21 protein-coding genes are annotated in these 18,648 nt (G+C 31.5%); 19 read left to right on the forward strand and 2 right to left on the reverse strand.

What is annotated here, in order from left to right:
* Positions 1–326: 326 nt before the first annotated feature.
* From NSR03_RS05310 to NSR03_RS05320, 3 genes are all read left to right on the forward strand, one after another.
* Complete coding sequence (locus NSR03_RS05310) at positions 327–962, forward strand: SDR family oxidoreductase (RefSeq protein ID WP_021339197.1); 636 nt, start codon at positions 327–329, stop codon at positions 960–962.
* A gap of 336 nt (positions 963–1,298) precedes the next feature.
* Positions 1,299–4,739: a dynamin family protein gene (locus tag NSR03_RS05315; RefSeq protein ID WP_065367445.1), complete on the forward strand. Its 3,441-nt coding sequence runs from the start codon at positions 1,299–1,301 to the stop codon at positions 4,737–4,739.
* Positions 4,740–4,759: 20 nt separating this feature from the next.
* Positions 4,760–5,641: a 5'-3' exonuclease gene (locus tag NSR03_RS05320; RefSeq protein WP_021339195.1), complete on the forward strand. Its 882-nt coding sequence runs from the start codon at positions 4,760–4,762 to the stop codon at positions 5,639–5,641.
* 62 nt (positions 5,642–5,703) lie between these two features.
* On the opposite strand, the gene NSR03_RS05325 is transcribed toward NSR03_RS05320, so the two are convergent.
* Complete coding sequence (locus NSR03_RS05325) at positions 5,704–6,111, reverse strand: ribonuclease HI family protein (RefSeq protein ID WP_002507596.1); 408 nt, start codon at positions 6,109–6,111, stop codon at positions 5,704–5,706.
* A 167-nt stretch (positions 6,112–6,278) separates the two neighbouring features.
* Between NSR03_RS05325 and NSR03_RS05330 the strand changes: the two genes are divergently transcribed.
* Positions 6,279–6,860, forward strand: coding sequence for an RBBP9/YdeN family alpha/beta hydrolase (locus NSR03_RS05330; protein ID WP_021339193.1), 582 nt, complete (start codon positions 6,279–6,281; stop codon positions 6,858–6,860).
* A 16-nt stretch (positions 6,861–6,876) separates the two neighbouring features.
* Here the strand turns inward: NSR03_RS05330 and NSR03_RS05335 are convergent, their stop codons facing one another.
* The gene (locus NSR03_RS05335) at positions 6,877–7,581 is read right to left on the reverse strand and encodes a queuosine precursor transporter (RefSeq protein WP_021339192.1); all 705 of its coding nucleotides are present in this window, start codon (positions 7,579–7,581) and stop codon (positions 6,877–6,879) included.
* 240 nt (positions 7,582–7,821) lie between these two features.
* Between NSR03_RS05335 and NSR03_RS05340 the strand changes: the two genes are divergently transcribed.
* From NSR03_RS05340 to NSR03_RS05410, 15 genes are all read left to right on the forward strand, one after another.
* Positions 7,822–8,016 (forward strand): zinc-finger domain-containing protein, encoded by a 195-nt coding sequence (locus NSR03_RS05340; protein WP_021339191.1) that lies wholly within the window; start codon positions 7,822–7,824, stop codon positions 8,014–8,016.
* 12 nt (positions 8,017–8,028) lie between these two features.
* Positions 8,029–8,286, forward strand: coding sequence for a NifU N-terminal domain-containing protein (locus NSR03_RS05345; RefSeq protein WP_021339190.1), 258 nt, complete (start codon positions 8,029–8,031; stop codon positions 8,284–8,286).
* Positions 8,287–8,307: 21 nt separating this feature from the next.
* Positions 8,308–9,423, forward strand: coding sequence for a conserved virulence factor C family protein (locus tag NSR03_RS05350; protein ID WP_251470314.1), 1,116 nt, complete (start codon positions 8,308–8,310; stop codon positions 9,421–9,423).
* A 46-nt stretch (positions 9,424–9,469) separates the two neighbouring features.
* On the forward strand, positions 9,470–9,904 hold the full coding sequence (brxA, locus tag NSR03_RS05355; RefSeq protein ID WP_021339188.1) for a bacilliredoxin BrxA: 435 nt from the start codon (positions 9,470–9,472) through the stop codon (positions 9,902–9,904).
* Between the two features lie 284 nt (positions 9,905–10,188).
* On the forward strand, positions 10,189–11,145 hold the full coding sequence (locus NSR03_RS05360; protein WP_002507602.1) for a thymidylate synthase: 957 nt from the start codon (positions 10,189–10,191) through the stop codon (positions 11,143–11,145).
* Positions 11,146–11,242: 97 nt separating this feature from the next.
* The gene (locus NSR03_RS05365) at positions 11,243–11,728 is read left to right on the forward strand and encodes a dihydrofolate reductase (protein WP_056935645.1); all 486 of its coding nucleotides are present in this window, start codon (positions 11,243–11,245) and stop codon (positions 11,726–11,728) included.
* A 9-nt stretch (positions 11,729–11,737) separates the two neighbouring features.
* Complete coding sequence (locus NSR03_RS05370; protein WP_002507604.1) at positions 11,738–12,577, forward strand: DegV family protein; 840 nt, start codon at positions 11,738–11,740, stop codon at positions 12,575–12,577.
* 134 nt (positions 12,578–12,711) lie between these two features.
* Positions 12,712–13,239: a peptide-methionine (S)-S-oxide reductase MsrA gene (gene msrA / locus NSR03_RS05375; protein WP_002507605.1), complete on the forward strand. Its 528-nt coding sequence runs from the start codon at positions 12,712–12,714 to the stop codon at positions 13,237–13,239.
* Entirely contained in the window at positions 13,232–13,660 is a 429-nt protein-coding gene (gene msrB, locus NSR03_RS05380; RefSeq protein WP_002507606.1) for a peptide-methionine (R)-S-oxide reductase MsrB, read from the forward strand. Before msrA ends, msrB begins: the two co-directional genes overlap by 8 nt.
* 14 nt (positions 13,661–13,674) lie before the next feature.
* Positions 13,675–14,175, forward strand: coding sequence for a PTS sugar transporter subunit IIA (locus NSR03_RS05385; protein WP_021339186.1), 501 nt, complete (start codon positions 13,675–13,677; stop codon positions 14,173–14,175).
* On the forward strand, positions 14,175–14,396 hold the full coding sequence (locus NSR03_RS05390) for a YozE family protein (protein ID WP_002507608.1): 222 nt from the start codon (positions 14,175–14,177) through the stop codon (positions 14,394–14,396). The genes NSR03_RS05385 and NSR03_RS05390 overlap by 1 nt, the downstream gene beginning before the upstream one ends.
* A gap of 154 nt (positions 14,397–14,550) precedes the next feature.
* On the forward strand, positions 14,551–16,029 hold the full coding sequence (locus tag NSR03_RS05395; protein WP_069820844.1) for a S41 family peptidase: 1,479 nt from the start codon (positions 14,551–14,553) through the stop codon (positions 16,027–16,029).
* A 21-nt stretch (positions 16,030–16,050) separates the two neighbouring features.
* Positions 16,051–16,560 carry a GNAT family N-acetyltransferase gene (locus NSR03_RS05400; RefSeq protein ID WP_069820843.1) on the forward strand — a complete coding sequence of 170 codons (510 nt, stop codon included), beginning with the start codon at positions 16,051–16,053 and terminating at the stop codon, positions 16,558–16,560.
* Between the two features lie 10 nt (positions 16,561–16,570).
* The gene (locus NSR03_RS05405; RefSeq protein ID WP_069820842.1) at positions 16,571–17,644 is read left to right on the forward strand and encodes an undecaprenyldiphospho-muramoylpentapeptide beta-N-acetylglucosaminyltransferase; all 1,074 of its coding nucleotides are present in this window, start codon (positions 16,571–16,573) and stop codon (positions 17,642–17,644) included.
* Positions 17,645–17,660: 16 nt separating this feature from the next.
* The gene (locus NSR03_RS05410) at positions 17,661–18,275 is read left to right on the forward strand and encodes a phosphatase PAP2 family protein (RefSeq protein WP_002507612.1); all 615 of its coding nucleotides are present in this window, start codon (positions 17,661–17,663) and stop codon (positions 18,273–18,275) included.
* The last annotated feature ends 373 nt before the right edge of the window (positions 18,276–18,648 follow it).

Genomic DNA, 18,648 nt, shown 5'->3' on the forward strand with positions numbered 1-18,648 from the left:
AGAAATATTAAATCTCTGTCCCACTCCCTTAACATATCTAGAGATTTTACAATTCCACACATTATATGTACAAAAATGCATATCGCTAATATAGCTATGGTGATTAATCATCAATACATTATAATAATCCAATTAAGGACTCAGATTGTAATCAAGTATGTTTTAAGTTTAATATGAGGGTAAAGAGGTTAACTATAGTACTGTGAGTTTAAACAAATTATATGTAATAAGCCTACTTCAGTCTTAGTAATGAAAAGAAACGAAGTAATATTTTTGATTAAATAGCAAAGTTATTAAAAACAATAATATAATATTGGAGTGATTGGATGACAAGAGTATTAATTCTAGGGGCAAATGGTGCAGTTTCTAAAGCAGCTATTAATTCTTTTTTAGAAAACACATCCTATACCTTAAGATTATTTTTAAGAGATGCGAATAGATTACCTGACTTTGCATCAGATAGAATTCGTGTGCGAGAAGGTGACGCTACTAACTTTGACGATGTTAATAGTGCAATGGACGATGTAGATATCGTCTTAGCTAGTTTATCAGGAGACCTTGATAAAGAAGCAGCAACTATTGTAAAAGCAATGCAAACAAATGATGTGAAACGTTTAGTCTTCGTAACATCTTTAGGTATATATAATGAGGTCCCAGGAGAGTTTGGGGAATGGATTCAACAACAAATAGGTGATAGATTACCTGTTTATAAAGCAGCAGCTGATATTATTGAAAGTTCAGGGCTAGATTATACTATTTTTAGACCAGCATGGTTAACACATACAAATGAAATTGATTATGAAATTACTCAAAAGAACGAATCATTCAAAGGTACAGAAGTATCTAGAAAAAGTGTAGCAGCTGTCGTTGTTAAAATCGCTAAAGATCCAAGTCTTTATTTAAAAGAAAACATAGGTATCAATAAGCCGAATACTGATTACAATAAACCTAAAGGGAGTTAATAATAAGTAGGTATATAAAGACTGAGTAAAACAATAGACAGACTATCAATACTGAAGCGTATATATAGATTAGTTCAGCATAAACTACCTTATGCTGGTGTCATTCCAAATTTGTTTGGAGTGACTTTTTTATTACGATTGTTTTATATCATAACAACCCATTTCTATAATCATGCTAAGTGATTAGAATACACTACGTACATAACGTAACATTAAGATAAATTATCATTAATACGGATTAAAAGAAATTTAATTTCACTTACTACCTTTAGACAAACAATAATTTGTTATACAATAAGATTAATTACATACAAGTAATCAAAGGGGATACATATAATGTCTAATACTGAGCAACTCGATATTTTATATAAACTAAAAAAAGAAGTTGAAAAATCAAATAATGGACGTCTTGTCCACATCATCAATCAAGTTATTAAAAAGGTATACTTAGAACAATATACTGCAACTTTTGTAGGCCACTTCTCAGCAGGTAAATCTACTTTAATTAACTTACTCTTGGAAGAAAGTATTTTGCCAAGTTCGCCTGTACCAACAACAAGTAATACGGCTATTGTGTCTGTGTCAGACGAACCAGGAATTATCGCAAACTTAAGCAATCAACAATATACATTATTAAATAATTACGATGAAGTTAAACAAATGAATCGTGAAAACATAGATGTAGAATCTGTAGAAATAAAATTCCCATCAGATAAATTCAAAAAAGGTTTCACGTTACAAGATACACCTGGTGTAGACTCTAATGTTGCAACACACCAATCAAGTACAGAGGAATTTATGTATACGAGTAATGTACTTTTTTATACAGTAGATTACAACCATGTGCAGTCAGCTTTAAATTTCCAATTTATGAAACAGTTAAATGCAGCAAATGTGCCAGTGGTATTTGTAATTAATCAAATAGACAAACATAGCGAAGAAGAAATTACTTTCGAGACCTTTAAAGATCGTGTAGAGAAATCAATCGCTGAGTGGGAAATCGAATTAGATCAAATATTTTATGTCTCAAAATATGATCATGAATATAATGAAATTGACACGCTTTCTAATTATTTAATTGAAAAAGACACCCATAGAGAATCTATCGAGGACTATGTGGAACGAATTGTTGAATTTATTACTGATGAACAATTATCTTATATTCAATATGAAATTCAAGATATTTTAGATCAACTTGATATTTTCGAAGCGGATTTTGACCAAGCTTATCTCAATTTCCAACAAAACCAAGAGGTCAGTGAAGAAGCCAAGTTATTAAATAACCCTGATGAATTATATGACTTTTTAAAGCAAAAACGTAAAGATATTTTAGATAATGCATATATCATGACGCATGATACTAGAGAAAAAATCAAAATTTATTTAGAAAGTCGTACGAAAGACTTTAAAGTCGGCGGTTTATTTAATAAAAAACAAAAAACATTAGAAGAACAACAAAAGAGATTAACAGCAGTTGTAGAACAACTCCAAGACAAAGTAAATCAAGAAGTCAGACAACCACTAAGAGAAGACATGTCATTTTTAACACGTTTTATAAATTCTTCAGAGGTAAATGACGACATTCTTAATCAACATTATACAATACACCCAGAACTCATAACTGATTTATATCAAATCCAAATAACAATTAGTAATCAATATGTTTTAACATTTGCAGATGATTTGATGGCTTCACTTAAAAAATTTATTGCAAAAGAATCTGACCCATTATTTAAAAAGGCTATTAAACATTCACAAGCAAATGATATCGGTACAGAACAAGAAGACGATTATAATGATTATGTGAAATTTATGGAAATGCGTAATTTGAGAGAGTCTCTGGAAACACAAAACTATATGCATTATTACATTCATATGGATGACTCTTTAGATAAATTAATAGACCGAACAGAAATCAAATACACAGCACAAGACAATACTGATACTGTCAAGATGAGTAAAAGAAACACAATTGAGAAACATTACGATAACCAAGACAATACGCAAAACATCAAAAATGCACTTGAATTAATTCAAGATATACCTTTATTCGAACAAACAAAAAAAGACATCGATGATACATTAACGAGATTAGAAAATAAAGTTGTGAAAATAGGGGTCTTTGGTACATTTAGTGCAGGCAAAAGTAGTTTGATTAATGCCTTACTGGGTGGTTCGCACTTAGTCAGTTCACCTAATCCAACCACTGCAGCAATGACTGAATTAACTTATGGACAGGAAAGTCAGATTACACTTAAATCATCTGAACAACTTTTAGACGAGCTAAATCAAGTTTTCGAAATTGAAAATAAAGCATTTGATAGTATTGAAACGTTTTTAAGTAAAAATACAGATAAAATCAAAGCAACTTTGGAAAAAAATCAATTGGCTTTTGTGAACGCAGTTGAAAAACATTACAGTATGTATAAACACATGTTAGAAGAAGGTCAAACACATACTATTCCACAAGATGATATTAAAAAATGGAGTGCAGAAGATGAGTATGCAACGTTTGTAAACACAGTACACCTTAAACTACCAATCGATTGGTTAAAAGATAAAATCATCGTTGATTCCCTAGGATTACATTCCAATAATCAACGTCATACAAATGAAACTGAGAAAATACTAACATCTTCAGATTTAATCTTATATGTCAGTTATTTTAATCATTCGTTTACAAACAATGACAAACGCTTTATTGAACATATGAAAGAAATGAATCAATTAAATGAAAATCAAGCTTTCAAAATGATTATAAATGCTACTGACTTAGCAGAAACTGATGAAGATTTAAATGCTGTGATAGAATATGTTGGTGATGCTTTAACTCAAGTTAACATGGATTCAGACATTTTTGCTGTTTCCAGTAGAGAAGCACTTAAGTCTGGCGATAAAGGAATAGATAAATTACAAGAGAGTATTCAACACTTTACTCAAGTTGAATCTAAATATATACTTCAACAACAAATGTTAAAACAACTCACACACATTTCCGAAGCGTTTGAGCAAATGATTGAAGAAACAAAGAACAACAAAGCTCAAATTGAACAACGTAAACAAAAATTAAAAAATTATGAACAATCAACAGTGTTGAGTTATAACATATTACAAACTGCAGAACAACGTGCTTCAAATGAGGTAGAAGACCAAATCTATCACTTAAACGAACGCTTGAAATTACAATTACAAGATGAAGTCAAATCTATTTATAATGGACAAATGACAAAAAATAGTAATTTCAACGAAGAAAAACGTCTATCTACAAAAATTTATTTAGATCAAATTCATCAACGCTTGTACTTGGAGCAATCCTTACTTGTTGAACGCGTCAAAAAATATTTCCACGAACAATTGTATAATGAAATTGCACCGTTAAAGCAAAAACTTGAACAATTGCATGTGTTTATTGAACCAAAATTTGATAAAAACAATATTGAATTAGATGAACCTTATTTAAAAGTTGAGTTAAGTCATATGGTTGATGCATTACCTAAATCACTTTCTAAAAAGAATATCCTGCAACCTAAGACACAAAGTGAGTTACAAGAACAAATTACACAAGAAACAATCAAGTTACTTGCCCCTTGTATCGCTGATCTTAGAAAAGCACTCAATGAAATCGTCTTAGTTATGAACGAGAATGCTGAAACAAAATTCAAGCAATTTGAAAGTGATATTCATCGTCAAATCAAAGAATTATTATCATTTGAAATCGATGATGCATTGATTCAACAATTGCAAGAAACGAACGCACAATTAAAAGTGCTATTGTAAACAAGAAAGAGGTACACAAAATGTCTAATAAAATATTACTAATAGATGGCATGGCTTTATTATTCCGCCATTTTTATGCTACAAGTCTTCACAAACAATTTATGCGCAATTCTTCAGGTACACCTACAAATGGCATACAAGGATTTGTGCGTCACGTGTTTAGCGCAATCAATGACATACAGCCAACACATGTAGCTGTATGCTGGGATATGGGGAAATCCACTTTTAGAAATGATATGTTTGATGGTTATAAACAAAATAGACCAGCACCACCTGAAGAACTTATCCCTCAATTTGATTATGTGAAAGAGGTTTCCAATCAATTTGGTTTTGTTAATATTGGCGTTCAGAACTATGAAGCTGATGATGTTATTGGAACGTTAGCACATCAATATTCTGATGAAAATCAAGTTTATGTAGTAACTGGTGATAAAGACATACTACAATGTATCAATCCCAATGTAGAAATTTGGTTAACTAAAAAGGGGTTCAGCATTTATAACCGCTACACGCTTGATAGATTCCAAAGTGAATATGGATTGAATCCGTTACAACTTATTGATGTAAAAGCCTTTATGGGAGATAGCGCAGATGGTTATCCCGGCGTAAAAGGCATAGGAGAAAAAACGGCAATTAAACTTATTCAAAATTATGGTTCTGTAGAATCTGTCGTTGACGCAATAAATGAATTGACACCTGGTCAACAGAATAAAATAAATAATGATATGCAAAACTTAAAGGTTTCCAAGTCTTTAGCTAAAATTCACACTGAAGTGCCTTTAGATACAACAACATTATTACAAGATATGAAATTTGGTACAGATATCACTAAGATATTAAATATCTGTAACGAACATGAGTTATACGTATCCGGAAAATACTTATCTACTCATTTCAGTTAAGCATACAAATAAAAAAGTGGTTGTCAGCAATCCATTCGGAAAGCTAGCAGCCACATTTTATATTATTTGCCTTTTTTATTTTTAGTGATTTTATACAGTGCATTTTTAGCATGATGATTTGCTTCCTTATTTTGATTTCTAGGAATCCATCTTACAAAAAGTAAATCAAACTGTTGTTCTAATTTTAACATTTCACGATAATAAGGTTTGAATTTATCATTTTTTACGCGTCCCTTATTCAAACTATCTTCAATTAATTTTGAATCTGTATAAACTATCGCCGTCGTCACTTTGTGTTTCACAGCACTTTCTAAGGCAAACACCAACGAGGCCCATTCAGCACTATGATTATCCATTACACCCAAACTAGTATCATACTGAATTCTTTCGTTGTCTGTTACTATGACAACTGCACAAGCACTTTCACCTGGATTACCGGCAGTAGCTGCATCAAAATATATTTTCGCCATAAATTCACCCACATTATTTAAGTTAATCTTATCTTATCAAAACTATTTCATTTATACTATATAAGCACTAACCATATCAGTTGGAAATTTAATATATTTTTCGTATCCTAGATATATATTGAATTTATACTTGAATAGTCGGAGTTAAGCAAGAGAGGTCTGATACTTTGAAAAATATGTTTATTATACATGGTTACCAAGCACATACTGATAGTCATTGGTTTCAATGGTTAGCTACTAAAATGAAAGCTTCTGATTATAAAGTTGAAGTCATACATTTACCAAATTCAAATCATCCAGATATAGATCAGTGGTACAAAGCATTACACAATAGTATGGCACATAAATTGAATTCTGAAACGCTTATTGTCGCTCATAGCCTTGGAGTAATAACCGTACTTAATTATTTATCTCAACTTTCTCAATACCCGCATATTAAAGGGTTATTTTTAGTTTCAGGCTTTAATGAAACATTAGAGAATTTACCAGAATTAGATTATTATATCAATCAAACTAACGTTCAACTTGATCGCATTAATGCTCAACATATTATTACTATCGGTAGTGATTATGACCCTGTTGTTAATATTAGCGCAACAGATAGATTATCTAAAGCTTTAGGAACTCAAACAATTCATATTCCACACAAAGGGCACTTTCTAGCTAGCGATGGTTATGAAACATTTGAAATTTTAAAAGAACAAATCATCACTATTTTAAATCAAAAAAACTCTGAAATTGGTATATAACCAATTTCAGAGTTTTTTAGTAACCTTCATCTAATTTTTGTATTTTACCTTTTCGATACATAGATTTTGCCCAGTAACCGAATGGCACGTTAAATATTGTAGAAATTATTTTCAACAAGTAAGTTGTTATAAAAATTTCAAAAACTGCTTCATTTGGCATTGTCCCTAAAAACGCAATAGCTACGAATAATGCTGTATCTATAATATTACTAATTATCGTACTTCCATATGCTCTAATAATAAATGTACTATCTGAACTGAATACCTTTTTAAGCAATGAAAACAGCAGTACATCTAAGTGCTGTCCAATGATATATGCAATAACAGAACCTAACGCTATTCTAGGTACAAGATTAAATATTGTATCTAATGCACCTTGAGTCGTGTCCACGGGAGATGGGATGAAGTGTAACGATAGTTGCATGACAATAATCATGACTAAAGTTGAACTAAAACCTAACCAAACCGCACGCTTTGCAATTTTTCTACCATATATTTCATTCAAAATGTCAGTAGCTAAATATATCGATGCAAACATTACATTACCTAACGTTGCAGAAATAGTAAAAATATCTACTGTTTTTATTACTTGTATATTAGCAATAATTGTACCAATTGCAATCCAAGCAATTAATCCTTGTTTTCCAAAAAAACGATACATTGCGACTAATAATAAAAATGTGATTAAAAACGTTAACACACCAAAAACTTCGTTAAACAATTTAAATTCCTCCTAAATTTTGATGATGCGGGTGTTTAGAAACCGCATATTTAACAACTGCATAATCTTATCAGAAAAATTAAAAATTGCAAGTATACTTTTAAAATTAATACACCTTATTTTTAGATTAATCTTAATTGCAAATTTAATATTAAACAATCGTAGTTACAAATGATATAATACCTTCAAGCGTCAAATCTTAATATAATTAAATACTTTTATTTACAGAAACACAGGAGAGTGAAGTTTATTCTAACTTATTCTGAAAAAGAAGCAATTGATGCGATAGATCATTTAATGAACACCTACTGCAAAGAATGCTTACTTAAAAACCATATCAGAAAGACTGAAGGAAAAACCCAAGCACATCACTTTTGTATAAATGAGTGTTCAATTGGAAAACAAATCAAACAAATAGGAAATGAATTACAATAAGGAGGATTTATAATGGAAATTTTAAATGTAGAAGCAACACCAAATCCAAATACAATGAAATTTGTATATAGCGTTGAAGGTGGAGACACAAAACCCAATACGTATACTAAAGTAAAAGAAGGACAGCCTGAATTTATTAATGCAGTATTAGAAGTAGAAGGCGTAAAATCTATATTCCAAGCTATGGATTTTATTTCAGTTGATAAACTAGCTAATGTTGAGTGGGATGATGTATTACCGAATATATTAGCAACGTTAGAAAGAATATAAATATAACAAGGAGGTTCCTTGATGGAAATTGTTCGTGTTGAACCTACACCAAGTCCAAATACAATGAAAATTGTCTTGAGTGAGAAAAGAGAAGATAATAAATCAAATACGTATACTGCAGTTGCCGAGGGACAACCTTATTTTATTAATGATGTATTAGCAATCGAAGGCGTTAAGTCTATATTCTATGTCATGGACTTTTTAGCAGTGGACAAAAAGCCAAAATTTGATTGGGAAGATGTTTTACCTAATGTAACTGCAACGTTAAATGAAGACCAAGAAGAAATAAATGAACCTTTACCAGATGAACATTATGGAGAGGTTAAGGCTGAAGTATTAAAATTTAAAGGCATTCCTTACCAAATTAAACTTACTACAAGCTCTGAAGAAAAACGCAAACAATTACCAGAAGTTTATATCGACAGCATGCTAGCTGCACAAAAAGATAATGATAATATCGTCTTTCTTCGTAAATGGGATGATTTAGGTGTGCGCTATGGTGATTTAGATGAGATTATGTCTGAAGTATTTGAAGAAATCACTGCTATTTATCCTGAGGAACGATTAAAAACACTTGTGCAAGAAGCATTAGCTACAAATATTGTTGTTCCAGAAAAACAATATCAACATGTTTCCCTTGAAGCTTACCAAGCTGCTGATGATTGGAAAGAACGATTAAGAATGTTAAAATCCTTTCCAACACCAACTGTACGAGATTTTCCATTATTAGGTGAAGCAGTGAGTGATGAGCAAAAAATACCCTTGAGACGTGAAGCTATCGTACTACTTGGAATGGTGGAAGATAAAGCTGTATTACCTTATCTGTTTAAAGGTTTAAATGACAAAAGTCCTGCAGTAAGACGTACAGCAGGAGATTGTTTAAGCGATTTAGGTTTTAAACAAGCGCTGCCAGAAATGGAAAAAGCGTTAAATGATTCGCAAAAGATTGTCAGATGGAGAGCAGCAATGTTTATCTTTGACGAAGGTGGTCCTGAACAACTCGAATCATTAAGAGCACATGCAGATGACCCTGCATACGAAGTCAAATTACAAATAGAGATGGCAATTTCTAGAATAGAAAATGGTGACGAAGCTTTAGGATCCGTTTGGAAACAAATTGCTAACAGAAACAAGTAATTACTGATAAAAATGAATTAAAAGATAAATTTTAGGAGTGTTATCAATGAATGCATATGATGCTTATATGAATGAGTTATCTACTCAAATGCGTAGTGAATTAACAGAACATGATTTTGAAAGTTTAGAATCTGCTGAAGCAGTTTCTAATTATATGAACAATGTCGCAGCAAATGACACAACTTTTGTAGTTATTAACTCTACATGTGGTTGCGCAGCTGGGTTAGCAAGACCTGCAGCAGTGACTGTAGTTGAACAAAATGATAAAAAACCTAGTAATAAAGTCACAGTTTTTGCAGGACAAGACAAAGAAGCTACTGAAGAAATGAGATCATTTATTCAGCAAGTACCATCAAGTCCATCATACGCTTTATTTAAAGGTCAAGAATTAAAACATTTTATTCCTCGTGAACATATTGAAGGTAGAGATATTCAAGATATTTGTATGGATATCAAAGATGCTTTCGATGAATATTGCTAGTTACTTAATTTAATATAATCTGTTATTTTATATTAAATGGTAATGGTGATTGAATCTGGATAAACGTTACTTTAAACCAACCTATTATATCTTACTTATTATTTAAGATATGGTAAGTTGGTTTTTTAAATTTAAAAATAATGCTACATTTTAAACGTTTTCAAAGAAATAATGTATACTTTGTATAAAATGACTTATTTTTTACACTATTAATAGTAAACTCTTTTAATTGTTAGTGATTTCCAATAAGATAAATATAAATAATAGAAAGGAGTGTGGTTGTTATGCTTAATAGTTTTGATCAATCATATCACAATCTATGCGAAGAAATTTTAGACATCGGTAAACAAAAAAATGATCGCACAAATACAGGTACAATTTCAAAATTCGGACATCAATTAAGATTTGATCTATCGAAAGGGTTTCCTTTATTAACAACTAAAAAAGTATCCTTCAAATTAATTGCCACGGAGTTATTGTGGTTTATTAAAGGTGATACGAACATTAAATATTTACTCCAATATAATAACAACATTTGGAATGAATGGGCGTTTGAAAATTATGTAAAATCATCAGATTATAAAGGACCAGATATGACCGATTTTGGACATAGAGCACAAGCAGATGAATCATTTAATAAAATATATAAGGAACAAATGCAACAGTTCAAACAACAGATTTTAAACGATGATGCATTTGCCCAAAAATTTGGTGACTTAGGAAATGTATATGGTAAACAATGGCGCGACTGGGAAGATAAAGATGGTAACCATTTCGATCAACTTAAGACTGTTATAGAACAAATCAAAAACAATCCGAATTCTCGACGTCATATTGTGTCAGCTTGGAATCCAACTGAAATAGATACCATGGCATTGCCACCATGTCATACGATGTTTCAATTCTATGTACATGAGGGTAAATTAAGTTGTCAGCTTTATCAAAGAAGCGCAGATATATTTCTAGGCGTCCCTTTTAATATTGCTAGTTATAGCTTATTAACGCATTTAATTGCTAAGGAATGCGGACTAGAGGTGGGAGAATTTGTGCATACATTTGGTGATGCACATATTTACGCTAATCATATTGACGCTATAGAAACACAATTATCACGTGATGGTTTTGAACCACCTCAATTAAAAATCAATAGTGATGCTTCTATTTTCGATATCAATTACGAAGATCTGGAAATTATAGATTATGACTCTCATCCAGCAATAAAAGCACCAATAGCAGTGTAATCTACAAAACGATTAAAATTGATTAATAGCTTAATATATAATGAATATTAAAAAGTAAAGTTAAAATCTTGCTATATTAGCATTAAGGAGGAAATTTATGACACTTTCAATACTTGTGGCGCATGACCAACAACGTGTTATCGGCGTAGATAACACATTACCTTGGCATTTACCGAATGATCTTAAGCATGTAAAAAAATTAAGCACTAACCATACACTTGTGATGGGGCGCGCAACGTTTGACTCTATAGGAAAACCACTTCCTAACAGGCGAAACGTTGTATTAACTAGAAATAAATCATTTCAACATGAGGGCGTTGATGTCATTCATTCTATGGAGGATATATTTGATTTACCTGGCCATGTTTTCGTATTTGGTGGCCAATCATTATTTGAAGAAATGATTGATAAAGTTGACGATATGTATATCACAGTGATTGAAGATAAATTTAATGGGGATACATTTTTCCCACCTTATACATTCGAAGACTGGGAAGTCGAATCATCAGTTAAAGGGGAATTAGACGAAAAAAATACAATTCCTCATACTTTTTTACATTTAATTCGTAAGAAAAATTCATAGGAGGACATTATGATTAAAAAGAAAATTGTAACCGATTCAACTTCAGACTTATCAAATGACTATTTGGTTGAAAATGATATCCATGTTGTACCACTTAACTTAACAATTGATGGAAAATCATATGTAGATCAAGTAGATATCACTTCTGAAGCATATATACAAAAAATACAGGATGATGCAGATGTTAAAACAAGTCAACCAGCTATTGGCAAATTCATTGAGATGTATGATGAATTAGGTGCTGATGGTTCTGAAATCATTAGTATTCATATCACTTCAGGATTAAGTGGTACTTATCAAACTGCGCTACAAGCCAGTCAAATTACTGATAGCAATGTAACTGTTATAGACTCTAAATCAATTTCTTTTGGTTTAGGTTATCAAATTCAGCACGTTGTAGATTGGAATAATGAAGGTATTCCAACTGAAAAAATTATTGAAAAATTGAATGAATTGCAAAAAAACATTAAACTTTATGTCGTTATAGGCCAACTTAATCAACTTATCAAGGGTGGACGTATTAGTAAAACAAAAGGTTTAATTGGGAATATGATGAAAATTAAGCCAATCGGTACAATTGTTGATGGAAAACTTGAAATGTTACACAATTCACGTACGCAAAATGCAAGTGTTCAATTTTTAAAGAAAGAAATAAGTCACTTTATAGGTGATAAGAATATAAAATCTATTGGTATTGCTCATGCCAATGTCATCGAATTTGTAGATAAGGTTAAAAAGCAATTTTCTGAAGAATTTAATTTCAATCATTTTGATACTAATGTAACAACACCTGTTATTTCAACACATGCAGGTCAAGGTGCAATTGGTTTAATTGTTTTAAGATCTTAATATAATCTTGATTCATATACGTAGTTGCTATTATTAAGAAAATTTACAGTATTTATATTATTTATAAACAATTTGATAGCATATCTCTTAAAATAATGGTAACTTTATGACAAAATAGATATAGGAGGTATATTATGGCTTATGCGACATTAGCTGGCGGTTGTTTCTGGTGTTTAGTTAAACCTTTTACTTCTTATCCAGGTATCGAAAATGTTGTTTCTGGTTATAGTGGTGGCCATTTGGATAATCCTACTTACGAAAGTGTAAGCACGAACCAAACTGGTCATGTAGAAGCAGTACAAATCACATATAACTCTGAAATCACTTCCTTCGAAAATATTTTAGATGTTTATTTCAAAACATTTGACCCAACTGATAATGGTGGCCAATTTTTTGATCGTGGTGAACACTACGAACCAGCCATTTTTTATCACAATGAAGAACAAAAGAAAGCTGCAGAGGCAAAAATACAGCAATTAAATGAACAGGCTATTTTTAATAATCCGGTAATTACACCCATTAAACCTTATAAAAACTTTTATCCTGCTGAATCACAACACCAAGATTATTATAAGAAAAATCCACTGCATTATGAGCAATATCAACGCGGATCAGGACGTAAAGCATTTATAGAAAAACATTGGGGGGAACAAAATGATTAAAAAAAGTAAAGATAGTTTAAATGAAATGGAATACCTAGTCACTCAAGAAAATGGAACAGAACCTCCATTCCAAAATGAGTACTGGAACCATTATGAAAAAGGCATTTATGTCGATAAAATTTCAGGAAAACCTTTATTCACCTCAGAAGAAAAATTTGAATCAGATTGTGGTTGGCCTAGTTTTTCTAAAGCTCTAGATGATGAAGAAGTAGTTGAACTTGTAGACAAAACTTTCGGCATGGTACGTACAGAAGTACGCTCAGAAGATGCAAATAGTCATCTAGGTCATGTATTTAATGATGGACCGAAAGAAAGTGGCGGTTTAAGATATTGTATTAATTCCGCGGCAGTTCAATTTATTCCTTTCGAAAAGCTTGAAGAATTAGGCTATGAAGATTTAATATCACATTTTGAAAAATAAGGAGCGAACAAGATATGTTTAAAAAATTATTCGGCAAAGGTAAAGAAGTCAATAAGGATAGCGTTATTTATGCGCCAATTACAGGGGAATATGTAAAAATCGAAGATATTCCAGATCCAGTTTTCGCACAAAAAATGATGGGCGAAGGTTTTGGAGTAAACCCAACAGAAGGCGAAGTCGTATCACCAATCGACGGAAAAGTAGATAATGTATTTCCTACTAAACATGCTATTGGTTTAAAAGCTGATAATGGTTTAGAATTACTCGTTCATATCGGTTTAGACACAGTTCAATTGGATGGTAAGGGATTTGAAGTTTTAGTCGAAAGTGGAGATGTAGTAAGCGTTGGAGATCCATTATTACGTTTTGACTTAGATTATATTAAAGAAAATGCGAAATCTGTAATATCACCAATCATTATCACAAATTCTGATAATACATCATCTCTTAATATTGAGGATGTAAATTCTATTATTAAAGGCGAAACAAAAATCGTTGATGTGACAATGAACTAATGAAAGATCATTCATTTTATCAATTTGTGCTAACGGCAAGAGGTCGTAAAAATGAAAAAGGTGAATTAGCAGAAGAAATTTTTGATGATTTATCTTTTCCAAGACAAGAGAAAGATTTTCATAATATATCTGATTATATAGAGACACAAGGTAATTATCCCATTTCAATGGCTGTGTTCGATGATTTATATGAAGAATATACAGAATGGCTAAAATTTTAAATCACTTAATATTTGTGTAAATAGATTCAAATATATTAAAATATTATAGTGTCATATAAGTAGCTGGGATTAATCGAATATGGTTCAATCCCAGCTTTTTTATTTTAGCTGAACTTTAACAGTAATTTTTACATATGTAGTAGGAAGTGATTAAATGTCAGATCATAATGACATATATGAGGAAAATAACAACGACAGTAATAACGATAATAATCACCAAAATAAATCTAAATTTTTAAATTTCAAACGCAGTCATTTTATTTTATTAATAATAGTTACTGTGATTATCACAGCACTCATTACAGTATTTGCAACAATTGGCGTTAGTAATTGGAAAAGCGGATTAAATAGTGATCAACGAACAGAAATGCAAAAGGTCCAAGAAGTTTATAAAACTTTAAATGATGAATACTATAAAGAAACAGATTCCGAAAAATTATCTGAAGCTGCTATTAATGGAATGGTAAAAGAATTAGATGACCCGTATTCTGATTATATGACTAAAAAAGAAACAAAATCTTTTAATGAAGATGTTTCTGGAGACTTTGTAGGCATCGGCGCAGAAATGCAAAAGAAAGGTAATAAAATTGAAATTACAAGTCCAATGAAAGATTCACCAGCTGAAAAAGCAGGTATACAACCTAAAGATGTTGTGACTAAAGTTGATGGTAAATCTATTAAAGGGCAACCATTGGAAGCCATCGTAAAAAAAGTACGTGGCAAAAAAGGAACGAATGTTACTCTAACAATTGAAAGAGCTAATCAAGCCCATGATATTACAATTAAGCGTGATAAAATACACGTAAAAAGCGTTGAATATGAAAAACAAAATGACATTGGCGTTTTTACTATCAACAAATTCCAAGATAGTACTGCAGGTGAATTAAAATCTGCGATTATCAAAGCACATAAAGACGGCGTCCGCAAAATTGTTTTAGACTTAAGAAATAACCCAGGTGGTTTATTAGATGAAGCAATTAAAATGGCTAATATTTTTATTGATAAAGGTGAAACTGTCGTACAACTTCAAAAAGGCGATCACAAAGAAGAAATAACAGCTTCTAATGACGCGTTAAAAGAAGCAAAAGACATGGAAGTATCAATTCTTGTTAATAAAGGCTCTGCAAGTGCTTCCGAGGTGTTTACAGGCGCTATGAAAGACTATGACAAAGCCAAGGTTTATGGTTCTAAAACATTTGGTAAAGGTGTTGTTCAAACAACAAATGAATTCGATGACGGATCATTATTAAAATTTACCAATATGAAATGGCTAACACCAAATTCACACTACATTCATGGCAAGGGAATTAAGCCAGATGTGAAAATTAGTGAACCAGAATATCAAACTTTAAATGTTATACCTAATGATAAAACATATGAGTTAGGGGATAGCGATAAAAATGTTAAAACAATGAAGGTAGGATTATCTGCATTGGGCCATAAAGTAAATAATAACTCTAATGAATTTGATAATGCTTTGCAAACTGCTATTGAATCATTCCAAAAAGAAAATAATTTGGAAGTAAATGGCACATTCGACAAAAAAACAAATGAAAAGTTCACTCAAGCGCTTGTCAACAAAGCCAATAAAGAAGACACTGTTTTACAAAAACTTCTTAAAAAATTAAATTAACTATAGTGAGGTACTATTTCTATGATTAGAATTGCCAACAAAAATGATTTATCAAGTGTGCTAAAAATTGTAAAAGAAGCTAAAGCAATCATGAAACAAGATAATAATAATCAGTGGGATGAACAATATCCTTTGGAACAGCATTTTAAAGATGATATACAAAAAGGAACACTTTATGTACTAGAAGAAAATTCTATAATTTATGCTTTTATAGTTGTCGACCAACAACAATCAGAGTGGTATGATGAATTAGAATGGCCAATTGACAGAAGTGGTGCATATGTAATCCACAGACTTGCTGGATCAGCAACTTATAAAGGGGCTGCTACTCAGTTGTTTAACTTTGCCGTTAAACTTGCACTCGACCATGATATTCTCGTTTTGGTGACAGATACATTTGCATTAAACAAGCGTGCACAAGTTCTGTTTAATAAATTTGGTTTTAAAAAAGTAGGCGAGGCAGAAATTGATTATCCTCCTTTTAATAAAGGAGAACCCTTTTATGCCTATTATAAAAAATTAGAAGAATAGAGGTTATAATATGACTAAAATCGCATTTACTGGGGGAGGCACTGTTGGACATGTCTCAGTCAATTTAAGTTTAATACCCACTGCCTTAGAAGAAGGTTATGAAGCCTTTTACATTGGTTCAAAAAAAGGGATTGAACGCGAGATGATTGAATCTCAATTACCTGAAATCAAATATCATTCAATTTCTAGTGGTAAATTAAGACGTTATATTTCTTGGGACAATATAAAAGACGTATTCAAAGTACTAAAAGGTATATTAGATGCGAGAAAAGTATTAAAGAAAGAAAAACCTGATTTATTATTTTCAAAAGGTGGTTTTGTATCGGTCCCAGTAGTTATGGCTGCAAAATCTTTAAAAATTCCTACAATAATTCATGAATCAGATTTAACTCCTGGCTTAGCTAACAAGATTTCACTCAAATTTGCTAAGAAAATCTACACTACTTTTGAAGATACATTACAGTATCTTCCTAAAAATAAAGCAGATTTCGTTGGTGCAACAGTACGTGAAGATTTGAAAACTGGTGATAAAAACCGAGGTTATCAACTTACTAAATTTACTAAGAATAAAAAAGTATTGCTCGTTATGGGAGGCAGTCTAGGCAGTAAAAAATTAAATGAAATCATACGACAAAATTTAGATGCACTTAATGAAAACTATCAAGTTGTACATTTAACTGGTAAAGGATTGTTAGAAAAACAATATTCAAATAAAGAGGGGTATACTCAATTTGAATTTGTGAAAGATGATTTAACAGACTTATTAGCAATTACTGATACAGTTATTAGTCGTGCTGGCTCAAATGCGATTTATGAATTTTTAGCACTTAGAATTCCTATGCTATTAATTCCACTTGGTTTAGATCAGTCCCGTGGTGATCAAATTGATAACGCTAAGAATTTTGAATCTAAAGGTTTTGGTAAAACATTACCAGAAGATACGTTAACTGAAACACAATTAATAACACAGCTCAGTGAAATTGAAGCTAACCGTGAATCAATAGTTAAACAAATGCAAACATATAAAGAAAGCTATACGCGTCAAGATTTATTCAACAAAATTATTAATGACGCACTAAACTAATGGGAGGTCATATGCAATGAGTCGATGGAAACGAATATCATTACTAATCATTTTCACTTTAATATTTGGCATCATTGCATTTTTTCATGAATCTAGATTAGGAAAATGGATTGATAATGAAGTATATGAATTTATCTATTCTTCCGAAAGTTTTATTACGACTACTTTCTTCTTAGGCGTTACTAAGATTGGTGAAGTATGGGCGATGGTCTGTTTATCACTATTATTAATTGCTTATTTAATGCTAAAACGATTAAATATTGAAGCTTTATTTTTTGCTATTGCAATGAGTTTATCTGGCACTTTAAACCCTTTGCTAAAAAACCTCTTTGATAGAGAACGTCCAACATTGCTAAGGCTCATCGATATTTCTGGGTTTAGTTTCCCAAGTGGTCATGCTATGGGCTCCGCCACATTCTTTGGCAGTACAATGTATATCGCTAATAGAGTACTACAAGGTAAATCTAGAGCATTTATGATAGGATTATCTGCATTATTTATCATCCTAATATCATCATCTCGTGTATACCTTGGTGTACACTATCCAACTGATATCATTGCTGGTGTAATTGGTGGCGCGTTCTGTGTCGTACTACCAACGCTTATTTTAAGACATAAACTACAAGTCTAGTGTTTATTAATAGTTATTAACAATAAGACAGGGAATGAGACAGAAATCTATCGTTTCTAACAAGTTTCTTGTCGTCGCACCCCACAGCACAGCTGACTAAAAAATGAAATACAAGAGCTGAAGCGCTTGTATAATAACTACTTGTCTTCATAAACGAAGTAGTAGTACTTTAAAAGCTTGCTATAAGTACACTTTCAAATTAGTCAGCCACTGTCAATATAATGATTGAGGCTGAGACATGTATTTATGCCCGATCCTCTAAATAGCTGCCGAAAAGTTAGTGACTTTTCGGCAGCTATTTATTTATGATTCTGTAAAGATCTTGTCTTAATTTAATCGAAAAAAACAAGCCAAACGTCAATATTAACGTTTG

The organism is Staphylococcus sp. FSL W8-1207 (assembly GCF_038003745.1).
Taxonomy (GTDB): domain Bacteria; phylum Bacillota; class Bacilli; order Staphylococcales; family Staphylococcaceae; genus Staphylococcus; species Staphylococcus equorum.